We start from the raw sequence: 13,029 nt of genomic DNA on the forward strand, positions 1-13,029 counted from the left end.
AAGCGCGGCGCATTTTGTGGTAGAAATATATTCTTAGGTTTCTCTCGGTGAGCGTCCCTGCAATCCAGAGAGAGGAAGAGCAAGACGGTTTCCGGAGGAAGATGAGAGCGTTCGTATTTCCCGGTCAGGGCGGCAGCGTGAGCGAACCGGCACGGGAGCTTCTGCCCAGGATACGCGAGATAGTCGGGGATCGGATACCCGATCAGGTCAAGCACTTCGTACGCGCCGCCCAGGACGCGGACGAGAGCCGCAGGCTAAACCTCGTCCCCGACGTGGTGGCCGGACACTCCCTGGGCGAGTACGCGGCGGCCTACGCCGCGGGTTGCTTCGACTTCGAGACCGGCCTGTGGCTCGTGGCCCAGAGGGATAGGTTCCTGGCCGAGGCCGCGCGGAAAACACCGGGAGGCATGATCGCGATCCTCAAGGCTCCTCCGGAAGAGGTCGAGCGAGCGCTGAAGGACACGCCGGGCTCGGTCGTCGCCAACTACAACTCCCCGCGCCAGACGGTCGTCTCCGGCCTCAAAGAGGCGCTCGGGGACGCGGTGGAGAAGATCCGGGGCCGCAAGGTGCGCCTGAACGTCTCCTTCCCCGCGCACTCGCCTTACATCGCCGCGGCGGGTGAGAGGATGCGCGAGGTGCTCGACTCGATCGAGTTCCGGAAGCCGGAGGTACCCATGGTCAGCGCCGTCGACGGCTCGGTCTTGACGAGCGCGCAGGCGGTCAGGGAAGCGCTCAAGGAGCAGATGGTCGCCCCGGTCCGGTGGGTGAAGGTCGTAGAGACGCTCACCCGCATGCGGGTCGAGGAGTGGGTCGAGCTGGGCGGCAGCGGCGTGCTGACCAGGATGCTCCGGGATTTCGACCTGCCCTCTCTGAAGGGCATCACATTCGAAGACCTCCGGGCCCGGCTCGGCCGGCAGGCCCAGAACCTGTTCCCGGGCGGCCCGCGGCAGGAAGACCCCGGCGACGAACGGCCGTGAACGTCTTCTTCGACGTGCAGGGCACCCTGATCTCGGAGGGCGGAGTCCGTCCGCACGTCAGGGAGGTCTTCCACAGGCTCGTGGAGGCCGGGCACAACGTCTACGTCTGGTCCGCAGGAGGAGCCCCCTATGCGGCGGCGGCCGCCGAACGCCTGGGGATCTCCGATCTGGTGAGCGGATGCTGCGACAAGAGCTTCCCCCCGGTCGAGGTGGACTTCACCGTGGACGACAGCCCGATCGTGGAAGGCGAGGTGGGCTACTTCACGATCCCTCCCTACCGGGGTGACCCGGATGACGACGCCCTCTACCTCGCCCTGGACGAGATACTGAGCCACGCCTAGAGGGGCGGGGCGAAGGATATGAACGCCACCATCTCCCACGCAGAGATCCTCCTGCGCCTGGTGGTGACGGTCGTCCTCTGCGGGGCCATCGGGTTCGAGCGCGAGGTGCGCGACCAGCCGGCGGGCTTCCGGACCCACATCATCCTCGGGCTGGGCTCGGCTCTCTTCACGATGGTCTCGGCCTACGGCTTTCAGGAGTTCTTCGGCGAGAAGACCGTGCGCTTCGACCCTTCCAGGATAGCCGCCCAGATCGTCTCCGGCATCGGGTTTCTCGGGGCCGGGGCCATACTGCGCCAGGGCATAACGGTCCGGGGCCTGACGACCGCGGCGAGCCTGTGGACGACCGCCGCGATAGGTATGGCCGTCGGGGCCGGATACCTCTTCGGGGCCACGGCGGCGACCGCCGGTGTGCTTGCGACCCTGCTCGCGCTCAGACGCTTCCGCTCAGCCTTCATCTCCCGGCTACGCCTGGAGGTCTCCGACCTCGAAGTCTCCTTCTCCCGTCCGGACGCCGACCCGTCACCGCTCATCTCCGTCCTCGAAGCGCACCACGCCACCGTGCGTACGCTGGACGCCGAGATAGAGGGCGGGAGGGCGACCTACCACCTGCAGGTGCGGGTGCGCCCGCCGCACGACCTGCACGCGGCGCTCGGCGAGATCGCGCGCCAGAGCGGCGTCGAGCGCGTGGCGGCCACCGGCCTCAGAGATCTGGAATAGCGAAACGGGGGCCTAGAGGCCCCCGCTCCCTTCTTTACCCGGAAGACGAAGCCTACCTGGCCGCCTCCGCCTTCGCCTCGGCCTCGGCGGCTTCCCTGGCCGCCGAACCACAGGAGATCGAAACCACCTCGTCCTCGACCGCGGTGACCTCCCCCTCGGCGCTCGCCCAGACGCCGATCGAGAAGCCCTCGTCGACCGGCTCGCCGATCTTCTGCTCGTAGGAGACGTGCTCGCCCTTGGAGACGAGCGGGGTGGCGGGCTTGAGGAACCGCCCCCCGAGCGGCACGTTCACCCCGCTGACCTTGCCGACCAGCGAGACCACACCGTTCTCCGGGGGCTTCGTCTCTATGTCGGCGAACTCCTTGCTCGGCACGCCCTTGGGGATCAGGAGGAACCCGTTCGTCGTGCGCCGGACGAAGCAGTCGCCCTTGCCGAGCTCCTCGATGCCCATCTCGTTGAGGTACGGGCCGCCGTCGATGACCGACAGATGCGAGGAGTTCTCCACGTCCACCCCGGCGATCTTCAGGATCTCCGTCGCGGAGGCCCCGAGCGGCGCCTCGAAGACCTTAAGCTCGAACTCCGGTCCGAAGACCTGCAAAAACTTCGTGGTCACCGGCTTGCCGAGGAAGAGCGCGTTGTAGATGTTGTGCAGCGTCTCGGTGTTGTTGACGATGATCCCCGCATCCAGCGGCAAACCCGGCCGCTTGGAGCCGTCCGGCATCTCGACCCGCCGCGGCACCTTCTTGTCCGTGGCGTGCTTGATCAGGGTCTTCTCCTCGCCCAGAGAGTACTTGTCCGGGACGTAGGCGATGTCGAAGAGACCGTCGGCGTGCTCCGCGTAGTCGGAGTACCACTCCCGGTCCTTCTCGTGCACCCCCATCCGGATCTGCTCGAACCCGAAGATCGCCTTCATTGCCTCGTACAGCTTCAGGAAATCCTCGATGTAGATCCGGTGGATCAGCTTGTCCGCCCAGTAGCCCGGCTCGCTCTCGGTGGAGTTGACCAGCAGCATCGGCTGCGGGTTCTTGTACTTGAAGTACGTCGGGAATCCTCCTCCCCCCGCCCCGACGATGCCGGCCTGGCGCATGATCTCGACCGCTTCGTCTTTGCTTAGCGCCTTTACTTCCTCGAGACTGCGCCGCTTCAACTCGACCACGACTTTTCCTCCGTGAGCTCCCCAGGTGCTTACAGTTACAATCTTCGCCTAAGCATTACAGGCAGTATACACTTTGATCCTTTGTGTGGCCAGTGGCGCGGCCACCGCTCCCGTGGAGTCGCCTTCAGGCGTAGTGGGTTCGCCCTCGCGAAGACTGGTGGCTCTGGAGGGCGAGCAGGAGGGCTTCTCCGGAGCGGGAGAAGGTGACCTGATAGGGATGCTCCTCCCTCTGCGGGAGCTTCTCTTCGAGTCGTGGGAGGGGCACGAACTCGCGGATCACGCTGGGAACAGGGGACGCGGGGGCGGCGGGGAAGAAGCGCTCACCCCACACCCGATGAGCCTCCGATGCTCCGAGCACCCTCCCCCCGCGCCGGGCGAGGCTCGCGAGCCAGGCTTCGACCTCCTCGCACGGGGCCTGGTACGCTCCGAAGAGCAGGTACGCCCCGCCGAGCTCGCGGGCTTCGGACATCCGCGGGTTGATGAGGACGAGGTGCCAGAGCGGAAGATCCTCCTCCAGCGCGCCGGCGGCGGCCTCGAGCGCCGGTCCGGCACCGTCGAAGGCCACCGCGAAAGGAACGTCGGCATCGGCCCGGCGGGTCCGGAGGCGGGCCCTGACTATGATCCCAGAGCTCCCGTCCTCGGAGCCCAGGATCTCGCCCAGCCGCTCCCCGGGGACCTCCCGCAGCTCGCCGCCGGGCATGACGACGTCGACCGAGGGAACGTTCTGGCGCAGCCTGCCGTAGCGGAAGGAGCCAACACCCACGCCGTCGGTCGCAAGCCACCCCCCCACCGTGGCCCGGGGGGCGCTGGTGGGGTAGACGGCGAGCCCCCTGCCGCGCAGGCGCAGCTCGTTGTCCAGCGTGAGCCACAATGCGCCGGGCTCCGCCTCGGCCCAGTCTTCGTCGCCCTCCGGTATGCGGGTGTTGCGCATCAGATCGAAGCGGATCACTATGCCCTCCGCCGGGTCGTCCGCGAGGGAGAGCCCGGCCCCGCGGGGTGCGAGCGGCACACCGTATTCACGCGCCAGCCTCGCCAGGTAACGCACGTCATCGGATCCTCCGGGCCAGACGGAGACGAGCAACGCAGACCCCGCAGCAGAACGGAGTTTGAGGCGGTCCCCGAACCGCTCGCTCAACGCCCTCACGAACTCTTCGCGACCCTTCTCCGTCATTTCCCGCGCACTCCAGACATCGGCCATTTTCAACTATAGCAGGATACGGATGCAGGAGGAGGACGGATTGATCCATTTTGCCCAAGATCTGGTCCAGATTGACCAACGTACAAGCAGCCTCCAGACGAAGATATGACCCCGCCTCTTCTTTGGTCAATCTTGCTCATCGGTATGGGCCATCTTGCTCAGGGCACGAGCGGTCCCCGCGGATACATTTCCTACCGTAGAGTACCAGAGCGGATCGGAGGGAAGAGATGAGCGCCGGAACGCTGGGCAGGGCCGCAGGGAACGAGATCCCCGAACCGAAGATCTCCCGCCTGCTCTTCTCGGACCGCAGGCTGGCTCCGGTGTGGCTTGGGATCCGGCTGTACGTCGGGGGGGAATGGCTGCGCGCCGGGTGGGAAAAGCTCACCGACCCCTCCGGCGTGTGGGTCGGGAGCAAGGCCGGGGCGGCGGTCACGGGCTTCGTGCAGGGGGCGCTCGCCAAGACCACCGGGGAGCACCCGGACGTCAGCGGGTGGTACGCGTCCTTCCTGAAGGACCTCGTGCTGCCCAACGCCGCCGCCTTCTCCTACGTGGTCACCTTCGGGGAGATACTGGTGGGGCTCGGCCTGATCTTCGGTCTCTTCACCGGGATAGCCGCCTTCTTCGGTGGCTTCATGAACGCCAACTACCTGCTCGCCGGCACCGTCTCGACCAACCCCGTCCTGTTCATCCTGGCGACCTGGCTGGTGCTCGCCTGGCGGGTCGCGGGGTACTGGGGACTCGATCGCTGGGTGCTGCCGCTGGTGGGGGTGCCCGGAGCGCCGGGGAAGCTCTTCGAGGGCCGCGCCGCCAGGAGGCCTGCAGAGGACCGACCGAGGGAGGAAAGGAGGAGCAGAAGATGACCGAGCGACATCTCCCCGGCGTAGGCTGGATACTGAAGAGCGTCGAAGGACGCATAGAGCAGTGGCGCAGAGAGGTAGCCGCCCGCGAGGCCGAGGTCGAAGCCAACAGGGAGAGGCTGTGGGAGGAAGCCATGAAGCGGGAGCGTCTGTTCGCGAGCGCCTCCAGGGAAGAGAGCGGACAGTCCCCCTCTGAGGCAGCCGAAGAAAGGAAGGTGGTCTTCGTAATCCACACCGCGGAGATGGCGAAGGCCCTCGACGCGCTCGCGCGAGAGAAGGCCACGCTCACAGAAGTGGTCCCCGCAGGAGGTGGCTTCGGGGCCAGCAGCGAAGTAGACGGCTCCTGGCTCGTCTTCGAGGCCGGAGAGTGAACCGCCGGAGCCTCCGGGAACGCGAAGCCGGCGGGACGCTTCCGGCGGATGGAGAGGGTGATCGGTGATGCTCGACTCAGTCTACGTCGGCAGACAGGAGATCGAGGCTTACGTCCCGATCACCGGCGAAGAGGCTATAGAAGAGGTGAGGAAGCTGGCGGCTGCCCTGCGAGGCAGCCGCATCCTGCACCTCAACGCCACCCCCTACGGCGGTGGTGTGGCGGAGATCCTGCGCTCCGAAGTGCCGCTGCTGCGCGACCTCGGGATCTCGGCCGACTGGAAGACCATAACCGGAGACAAGGAGTTCTTCGGGGTGACCAAGGCCATGCACAACGCCCTGCAGGGAGCCGAACGGGGCCTCACGGAGCACGAGAAAGAGATCTATCTGACCTACTCTACCCGCAACGCCCGCCTCCTGGAGGAAGAGTACGACCTCATCGTCGCGCACGACCCCCAGCCGCTCGCGATCCCCAGGTTCCACGGCCGCGGTGAGACGCGCTGGATCTGGAGGTGCCACATAGACACCTCCGAACCCCACCCCGGCCTCTGGGAGTTCCTCAGGCCCTTCCTCGACGACTACGATGCGGCCGTGTTCACCATGCCCGGCTTCGTCCCCCCGAGGTTCCCGATCGAGAGGACCGAGATCATCCCGCCCGCCATAGACCCACAGAGCCCCAAGAACTTCGAGCTCGGGACCGCGACCGCCTCCAGGGTGCTGAGGTGGATGGGCGTGGATACCGAGAGGCCACTTTTGACGCAGGTCTCGCGGTTCGATCCCTGGAAGGATCCCCTCGGCGTCATCGCGGCCTACCGCCTCGTCCGGGAGGAGGTCCCGGGGACGCAGCTCGCGCTGGTCGGATCGATGGCCCTGGACGATCCCGAAGGGTGGGAGGTCTACCGCCGGATAAGGGACGAGACCGCGAAAGAACCCGACATACACCTCTTCACCAACCTCACCGGCGTCTCAAACGTGGAGGTCAACGCCTTCCAGCGGCTCTCGGACGTCGTGATCCAGAAGTCCATCCGCGAGGGGTTCGGGCTGGTCGTCTCCGAGACGCTCTGGAAACGGACGCCGGTGGTGGCGGGCAGGGCCGGCGGCATCCCCCTGCAGATGGAGGGTGGTGCGGGGGGCTTCCTGATCGAGAGCGTCGAAGAGTGCGCGCGGCGGGCGCTGGAGCTGCTGCGCGACCCCGACAGAGGCAGAGAGCTCGCGAGCAGGGGACACGACCTGGTGCGCGAGCGGTTCCTCATAACCCGGCTCCTGAAGGACGAGCTCGCGCTCTACGCCTCCCTGCTCGACGCGGCGTAGAGGACAAGGAGGTTACGAGGCATGCAGCTGCAAAGAGTGCTCCTGGCGACCGACGGCTCCCAGGACTCCCGGCTCGCCGCGAGGGCCGCGGCGGACCTGTGCAAGAAGTCCGGGGCGGAACTGCACCTGGTGCACGCCTACCGCTACCCGCAGGACTACGGCTACCCCGGCGTGCTGAGCGAAGACTACGTCGAGGCGTGCGAGGAGAGCGCCCGCATGGTCGCCGAAGACGAGAAGCAGGCTATAGAGAAGCGGGGCTGCCCCGTCGCAGGAGTCCACGTGGAGGCCGGCCCCGCCATCGAGGTCATACTGGACGCCGCCGACGGGCTGAAGACGGACCTGATCGTCATGGGCAGCCGCGGGCGAGGGCCGATCCGGCGGCTCGTCGTAGGCAGCGTCTCCGAAGGGGTGGTACACCACGCAGACCATCCGGTGCTGGTCATGCGCGGCGGGGAGGAGGCCTGGCCCCTGCGGTGGGTCGTCATCGGCGACGACGGCTCGGAGGCCGCCCGCGGTGCCGGTGAGCTCGCCGCCACCATCGGGGGACACTTCGACGCCCGGGGAGAACTCGTCAGGGTCTTCCCAGAACTCCCCGAGCAGGATACGAAAGGCCGGGCCTTCAACCCCAGGCTCGTCGAGGACGCACTGCGCAGGGCGGAGCGGGCGCTGGGGGAGAGGGCAGGCGAGCTGGAACGTCCCCTCGGGAGACGGCCCGCCATCGTCGTCGCGACCGGAGACCCGGCGGAGAAGCTCGTACGTCTCGCGGCGGAGAAAGAAGCCCCCCTCGTGGCGGTGGGGAGCAGGAGGCTCGGCGCGATGCAGCGCCTGAGGCTCGGCAGCGTCTCGACGAACGTACTCCGGGCCGCGGAGGGGCCGGTCCTCGTCCATCCAGCCCGACGCTAAAGGGGCGGTCCCGTGTCCATGCCAGGCAGGATAGTCCTCGCCACCGACGGTTCCCGGCAGGCCTCCCTCGCCGCCAGGGCCGCCACCGACGTCGCGCGCCACTCGGGCGCGCAGCTGCACGTGATCCACGCCTGGAAGCCGGTGCCCGTGGCACACTTCAAGGCTCTAGTACGCGACGAGATGGAACGGGAGGCCAGGGAGATACTGGAAGGACAGCTCGCGGAGATAGAGAGGCTCGGTGGACGGGTCGCCGGGAGCCACCTGAAGATGGAAGCCCCGGTGGACGCCATCCTGGACCTGGCCGGAGAGCTGGGAGCCGGGCTGGTGATCATGGGCAGCAGGGGGATGGGAGCCGTCGGACGCCTCACGCTCGGCAGCGTCTCAGAAGGCGTGGTCTACGACGCCTCCATACCGGTGCTGGTCGTGCGCGGCGGGGAGGAGGCCTGGCCCCCGCGAAGGCTCGTCGTGGGCGATGACGGCTCGGAAGCCGCCCGCCAGGCCGGGGAGCTCGCGGCCTCGATCTGCTCACCCTTCGGCGCCTCCGGGCTCCTGCTACGGGCCTACCCGGAGCCCCCGGGAGGCGAAGAGCCGGCCAGGGTTCTCCGGGAGGAGATGCGTCGGGGCGCCGCAGAGCTCGACCGGCGCGCCGCAGAGATGGAGCGCCTGCTCGGCGGCAGACCAGAGATCCGGGTCGTCTCGGCCGACCCGACGCAGGCCATCCTCGACGCCGCGGAGGAAGGGGGCCGGTCGGCGCTGGTGGCGATGGGGCACCGGGGGCTGGGCGTCGTGCGCAGGGTGATGGTGGGTAGCGTCTCGGCAAAGGTGCTGAAGACCTTCGAGGGGCCCGTCTTGATCCACCCGCAGCCCGAACGATGAACCCGTCCAGGATGCGCGTCCTTCGCGAGCGGACGAAGTCTTTTGGGGCGTACGTGGGTCGGCGCCGGGAACGGCTGCTGGCGATCCTCATCCTCGGCGCGGTGCTCGTCGGCAGCATTCTCTACGTGACGGCTTCGCCGGAATCCGGCAGGCTCATCTGGGCCCTCGGCCTCGTCGCAGGACTCGTCCCACTCTCCTACTCGGTGGCTCGCAGCCTGCTGCGGGGCGACGTCGGGGTGGACCTCATCGCGCTGGTGGCGATGGCCGGCTCCCTACTTCTCGGGGAATACCTGGCCGGGGTCGTGATAGCGCTGATGCTGAGCGGCGGAGGCGCCCTGGAGACGGTCGCCGTGAGCCGGGCGAGGAAGGAGCTCACCACGCTGCTCGAACGCGCCCCGAAGGTCGCACACCGACGGCGCGGCGAGGACCTCGAGGAGGTGCCGGTCGAGGAGCTCGAAACCGGAGACGTCGTCGTCGTACGCGCCGGGGAGGTCATCCCGGTGGACGGCATCCTGCTCTCAAGGACGGCGGTGGTAGACGAGTCTGCACTCACCGGCGAACCGCTCCCCGTCTCCCTCGCCGCGGGGAGCACGCTCCGAAGCGGCGCGGCCAACGCCGGGGACGCGTTCGACATGAGGACGACACGTCCCGCGGCGGAGAGCGCCTACGCGCAGATAGTGAAGCTCGTGCGCGAGGCCGAACGGCAAAAGGCACCCTTCGTCCGGCTCGCGGACCGCTACGCGCTGTTCTTCCTGCCGCTCACCGCCGCGGTCGCAGGAGGCGCCTGGCTCATGAGCGGGGAACCGGTGCGAGCGCTCGCCGTCTTCGTCGTGGCGACCCCCTGCCCCCTGATCCTGGCCGCCCCCATCGCGCTCATCTCGGGGCTCTCACGGGCGGCGCACCACGGGATCATCCTCAAAGGCGCCTCCGCCATAGAGAAGCTGGGCAGGGCCCGCACGGTGATCCTCGACAAGACGGGCACGGTCACGCTGGGAACCCCGGAGATCGAGGACATAACCCCGCTCGACGGAACCTCCCCGCTGGAGCTCCTGCGGCTCGCCGCCTCCGTCGACCAGCTCTCGGCCCACGTCCTGGCGGAGGCGATCGTGCACGGAGCGAAGCGGCGCGGGCTGCGGCTCACACTCCCCGAGGAGGTGATCGAAGACCCCGGACAGGGCATCGAAGGCTACTTGGAAGGACACCGGGTCGCGGTAGGGAGCCCGGCCTGGCTGCGCGAGAGAGGCTACGGGGGAGGGCAGATCCCACACCCGTCTGCGGACGACGCCCCCGGAAGATCCAGGATACTCGTCGGGATGGACGGGCGGGTGGCCGGGAGCATAACCATGGGCGATCGTCTGCGAGAGGACGCCAAGGGGCTCGTCGGGCGGTTGCACGCGGCGGGGATCGAGCACGTGGTGCTGGCCACCGGTGACTCGCGGGAGGTCGCCGCGGAAGTGGGCGAGCGCCTCGGCGTGGACGAAATCCACGCCGGTCTCTCTCCGGAGGACAAGCTGAAGGTGGTGCGGGAGGCGCAGGAATCCCCCTCCCTCAGACCGGTGGTGATGGTCGGTGACGGGGTGAACGACGCGCCGGCGCTCGCGCTCGCGGACGTAGGCGTAGCAATGGGCTCGGCCGGGAGCACGGTCTCCTCGGAGACCGCCGACGCCGTGATCACCGTCGACCGCATAGACCGGGTGGTGGACGCGATCCTGATAGGCCGGCGCTCGTTCGGCATCGCCCGCCAGAGCGTGGTGGCCGGGATGGGGATGAGCCTCGCGGCCATGGTCTTCGCCGCCTTCGGCTACATCGAACCCGTCGAGGGAGCCCTGCTGCAAGAGGGAATAGACCTCGTCGTGATCCTCAACGCCCTGCGCGCGCTGCGGGCAGCCTGAGGCGGAAGATCGCGCCTTTGCCCGCCGCATCGTTTCCGGCGATGAGCTCCCCGCCCTGGGCGCGGGCGAGATCCCTCGCTATGGCGAGGCCGAGCCCCGCCCCGCCTCCCTCCCCGCCGCGGGAGCCCTCGGGACGGTAGAACCGGTCGAAGATGTGGGGCAGATGCTCTTCGGGGATACCACCGCCCGTGTCGGCGACGCTCACCTCGGCCTTCCCGTGACAGTGTGCCCCGCCGAAGATGATGCTGCCCCCGGGAGGCGTGTGTCTGAGAGCGTTGTCCACCAGGGCCGCGAGTATCTGCGAGGTCCTCGCTCGGTCTCCGACCGCCGGGAGCCCGCCGGGATCGCCGACGTCCAGCTCGATGCCCGCGGAGAGCGCCCGCGGCGCGAAGCGCTCGGCCGTCTCGTGCAGAACCTCCGAGAGGTCGAAGGGTTCGCGGGAGATCTCCAGCTTGCCGGCGTCGAGGCGAGCCAGAAGCAGCAGATCGGAGATAAGGTTCTTCATACGCTCGGTCTCGGAGACCAGGTGCTCCAGCGGCTCCAGGACCTTCCGATCGGTCGCGACGCGGCTCGCCAGCTCGGCGTCGACCCGGATGACGGTGAGCGGGGTCTTGAGCTCGTGGGAGGCGTCGGCCACGAAGGTACGCTGGCGCTCGAAGGCCTCCCTGACGGGACGCATCGCCCTCCCGGACATGTACAGCCCGCCCACGGTGGCGAGCACGAGCGAGAAGATCCCGATCGGGACGAGGACTTCCACGAGCTTCCCGACGGTGTTACCGATGGTCTCGCGCGACTGGGCGACCTGCACGACGCCCGCCACCCTCCCCGAGCGCACGACGGGCATGCTCACCACCCTGACGTCCCCTGCGGGGGTCTCTATGGTGGCCGCCAGCGGACGGTCCATCCTGACGGCCTCCCTGAACTGTCCCAGAGCAGGCAGACCCAGCGACGAGGCGTTGCCGGACCGGGCCGTGACCTCGCCGTCGTGGGTGAGGCGGGCCCACGCGAAACCCTCGACCCTCTCTCGCTTCCGCAGCGTCCCGCCCTCCTCACCACCCGCGGGGACACCCCTCTGCTCGCTCCTCGCCTCCCGCTGGAGCAGCTGGTCCTGACGGTACGTGAGCTGCCGGGAGAAGCCGAGCACCACGACCGCGCCAAAGATGGTGAGGATGAGGGCGAGTATCGCCACGTACCCGAGGGTGAGCTTCAGCCGGATCCTTCCGAACACCGAAAACGCCCCCTGGCCCCGCTACCGCTCTTCGAAGGCGTAGCCGACGCCGCGGACCGTACGTATGTGCGAGGGTTCCCCCTCCCGGTCGAGCTTGTTCCTGAGGTGCGAGACGTAGAGATCCACCACGTTGGCATACACCTTCGCGTCGGCATCCCACACGGTCTCCAGCAACACCGGGCGGGTAAAAACCTGCCCGGGGCGGCGCATCAGGGTGGCGAGCAGCGCGAATTCCTTGGCCGTGAGCTCGATGCGCTCTTTGCCCCGCCACACCGCGTGCCGCGCCGAGTCCAGCACGACGTCCCCGACCCGCAGCAGCGGCTCGGAGGGCTGGCTCCGCTGGCGACGGGTGAGCGCCCGCACCCGCGCCAGAAGCTCGGCGAAGGCGAAGGGCTTGGGCAGGTAGTCGTCGGCGCCCGCGTCGAGCCCCTCGACGCGGTCCTCTATCTGGTCGCGCGCGGTGAGCAAGAGCACGGGGGTCGCGACCTCCGCCGCCCTCAGGCGCCGGACGAGCTCCACACCGTCGAGCTCGGGGAGCATCCAGTCGACGATCAAAAGATCGAACTCCTCCGAGAGCGCCGCCTTCAGGGCTTCTCTGCCGGCGGCGGCGGTCTCGGCCGCATACCCTTCTTCCTCGAGCACCTGCGCGAGGCGGGAGGCGAGGTACGCTTCGTCTTCTACCACCAGGATCCGCTTCATCCACCCGGTAATGCTAGCGCACGCCGTAGATACAGAGGAGCTTTTCTGTCGAAAAGCTCATGCAGCGTACACACGGGCGAAAGGCTCGCGGTCCACACTACCCCTGCACCACGAAAACGACTTCGAAAGGAGCCTGGGAGATGACCGGGACGAGCAGCACAGCAGGTTCCGGCCGAGCCGGTGGCCGGGGGAGGGTCTCGCACCGCAGGGAGCTGGCGGTGGTCACCTTCACCGCGGTGGCCTCGATAGCCGGCATCGGGGGGTTCCTGGCGGCGCACCAGCCCGTCGCGTACACCCCGCAGACCGCCGTCCGCCAGACCCCGGCCGACCAGACGGCCCAGAACGCGGAGACCGGCGGAGGGGACGAGGGTCGGGCAGCCCTCGTGCAAAGGTCCCCGGGAGCGTCTCCCTCTTTCTCGAACGTATCCCGGGCCGCTCCCTCCGCCGTCAGCCAGGGGTCGGTCCCTGCGGGACAGTGATCGGCGGTGGCGCTCCACAGACGAAC

14 protein-coding genes are annotated in these 13,029 nt (G+C 68.2%); 10 read left to right on the forward strand and 4 right to left on the reverse strand.

Going from position 1 to position 13,029, the window contains the following annotated elements; genetic code table 11:
- Positions 1-101: 101 nt before the first annotated feature.
- The 3 genes from AC6EKW_RS00710 to AC6EKW_RS00720 are packed head-to-tail and all read left to right on the forward strand — an operon-like array spanning position 102 to position 2,035.
- The gene (locus tag AC6EKW_RS00710; RefSeq protein ID WP_273888161.1) at positions 102-977 is read left to right on the forward strand and encodes an ACP S-malonyltransferase; all 876 of its coding nucleotides are present in this window, start codon (positions 102-104) and stop codon (positions 975-977) included.
- Complete coding sequence (locus tag AC6EKW_RS00715; RefSeq protein ID WP_273888162.1) at positions 974-1,318, forward strand: hypothetical protein; 345 nt, start codon at positions 974-976, stop codon at positions 1,316-1,318. The genes AC6EKW_RS00710 and AC6EKW_RS00715 overlap by 4 nt, the downstream gene beginning before the upstream one ends.
- 18 nt (positions 1,319-1,336) lie before the next feature.
- A complete protein-coding gene (locus AC6EKW_RS00720) occupies positions 1,337-2,035 on the forward strand; it encodes an MgtC/SapB family protein (protein WP_273888163.1) in 699 nt (232 codons plus the stop codon).
- Positions 2,036-2,087: 52 nt separating this feature from the next.
- Here the strand turns inward: AC6EKW_RS00720 and AC6EKW_RS00725 are convergent, their stop codons facing one another.
- A complete protein-coding gene (locus tag AC6EKW_RS00725; RefSeq protein WP_273888164.1) occupies positions 2,088-3,191 on the reverse strand; it encodes a proton-conducting membrane transporter in 1,104 nt (367 codons plus the stop codon).
- Between the two features lie 124 nt (positions 3,192-3,315).
- A complete protein-coding gene (locus tag AC6EKW_RS00730) occupies positions 3,316-4,362 on the reverse strand; it encodes an FAD-binding oxidoreductase (protein ID WP_498513390.1) in 1,047 nt (348 codons plus the stop codon).
- A 254-nt stretch (positions 4,363-4,616) separates the two neighbouring features.
- On the opposite strand from AC6EKW_RS00730, the gene AC6EKW_RS00735 reads away from it, so the two are divergent.
- The 6 genes from AC6EKW_RS00735 to AC6EKW_RS00760 all read left to right on the forward strand — a co-directional run bounded on the left by AC6EKW_RS00735 (position 4,617) and on the right by AC6EKW_RS00760 (position 10,597).
- The gene (locus AC6EKW_RS00735) at positions 4,617-5,249 is read left to right on the forward strand and encodes a DoxX family protein (RefSeq protein WP_273888166.1); all 633 of its coding nucleotides are present in this window, start codon (positions 4,617-4,619) and stop codon (positions 5,247-5,249) included.
- Positions 5,246-5,617, forward strand: coding sequence for a hypothetical protein (locus AC6EKW_RS00740; protein ID WP_273888167.1), 372 nt, complete (start codon positions 5,246-5,248; stop codon positions 5,615-5,617). The genes AC6EKW_RS00735 and AC6EKW_RS00740 overlap by 4 nt, the downstream gene beginning before the upstream one ends.
- Positions 5,618-5,684: 67 nt before the next feature.
- On the forward strand, positions 5,685-6,926 hold the full coding sequence (locus tag AC6EKW_RS00745) for a glycosyltransferase (protein ID WP_498513575.1): 1,242 nt from the start codon (positions 5,685-5,687) through the stop codon (positions 6,924-6,926).
- Positions 6,927-6,947: 21 nt separating this feature from the next.
- Positions 6,948-7,829, forward strand: a complete 882-nt coding sequence (locus AC6EKW_RS00750) for a universal stress protein (protein WP_498513391.1) — start codon at positions 6,948-6,950, stop codon at positions 7,827-7,829.
- A gap of 18 nt (positions 7,830-7,847) precedes the next feature.
- A complete protein-coding gene (locus tag AC6EKW_RS00755; protein WP_498513576.1) occupies positions 7,848-8,705 on the forward strand; it encodes a universal stress protein in 858 nt (285 codons plus the stop codon).
- Between the two features lie 11 nt (positions 8,706-8,716).
- Positions 8,717-10,597 carry a heavy metal translocating P-type ATPase gene (locus AC6EKW_RS00760; protein ID WP_498513392.1) on the forward strand — a complete coding sequence of 627 codons (1,881 nt, stop codon included), beginning with the start codon at positions 8,717-8,719 and terminating at the stop codon, positions 10,595-10,597.
- On the opposite strand, the gene AC6EKW_RS00765 is transcribed toward AC6EKW_RS00760, so the two are convergent.
- Together AC6EKW_RS00765 and AC6EKW_RS00770 are read right to left on the reverse strand one after the other, a co-directional pair.
- A complete protein-coding gene (locus tag AC6EKW_RS00765) occupies positions 10,566-11,825 on the reverse strand; it encodes a sensor histidine kinase (RefSeq protein ID WP_498513393.1) in 1,260 nt (419 codons plus the stop codon). The two genes, AC6EKW_RS00760 and AC6EKW_RS00765, sit on opposite strands and share 32 nt — an antisense overlap.
- 21 nt (positions 11,826-11,846) lie before the next feature.
- Positions 11,847-12,524, reverse strand: a complete 678-nt coding sequence (locus AC6EKW_RS00770; RefSeq protein WP_498513394.1) for a response regulator transcription factor — start codon at positions 12,522-12,524, stop codon at positions 11,847-11,849.
- Between the two features lie 140 nt (positions 12,525-12,664).
- Between AC6EKW_RS00770 and AC6EKW_RS00775 the strand changes: the two genes are divergently transcribed.
- Positions 12,665-13,003 (forward strand): hypothetical protein, encoded by a 339-nt coding sequence (locus AC6EKW_RS00775; RefSeq protein WP_498513395.1) that lies wholly within the window; start codon positions 12,665-12,667, stop codon positions 13,001-13,003.
- Positions 13,004-13,029 lie beyond the last annotated feature (26 nt).

Source organism: Rubrobacter sp. M3-4, assembly GCF_059772285.1.

Coding starts and splice junctions, on each gene's coding strand:
- AC6EKW_RS00710 (WP_273888161.1), top strand. CDS start 102: ATGAGAGCGTTCGTATTTCCCGGTCAGGGCGGCAGCGTGAGCGAACCG.
- AC6EKW_RS00720 (WP_273888163.1), top strand. CDS start 1,337: ATGAACGCCACCATCTCCCACGCAGAGATCCTCCTGCGCCTGGTGGTG.
- AC6EKW_RS00730 (WP_498513390.1), bottom strand. CDS start 4,362: ATGACGGAGAAGGGTCGCGAAGAGTTCGTGAGGGCGTTGAGCGAGCGG.
- AC6EKW_RS00735 (WP_273888166.1), top strand. CDS start 4,617: ATGAGCGCCGGAACGCTGGGCAGGGCCGCAGGGAACGAGATCCCCGAA.
- AC6EKW_RS00740 (WP_273888167.1), top strand. CDS start 5,246: ATGACCGAGCGACATCTCCCCGGCGTAGGCTGGATACTGAAGAGCGTC.
- AC6EKW_RS00745 (WP_498513575.1), top strand. CDS start 5,685: ATGCTCGACTCAGTCTACGTCGGCAGACAGGAGATCGAGGCTTACGTC.
- AC6EKW_RS00750 (WP_498513391.1), top strand. CDS start 6,948: ATGCAGCTGCAAAGAGTGCTCCTGGCGACCGACGGCTCCCAGGACTCC.
- AC6EKW_RS00755 (WP_498513576.1), top strand. CDS start 7,848: ATGCCAGGCAGGATAGTCCTCGCCACCGACGGTTCCCGGCAGGCCTCC.
- AC6EKW_RS00760 (WP_498513392.1), top strand. CDS start 8,717: ATGCGCGTCCTTCGCGAGCGGACGAAGTCTTTTGGGGCGTACGTGGGT.
- AC6EKW_RS00770 (WP_498513394.1), bottom strand. CDS start 12,524: ATGAAGCGGATCCTGGTGGTAGAAGACGAAGCGTACCTCGCCTCCCGC.
- AC6EKW_RS00775 (WP_498513395.1), top strand. CDS start 12,665: ATGACCGGGACGAGCAGCACAGCAGGTTCCGGCCGAGCCGGTGGCCGG.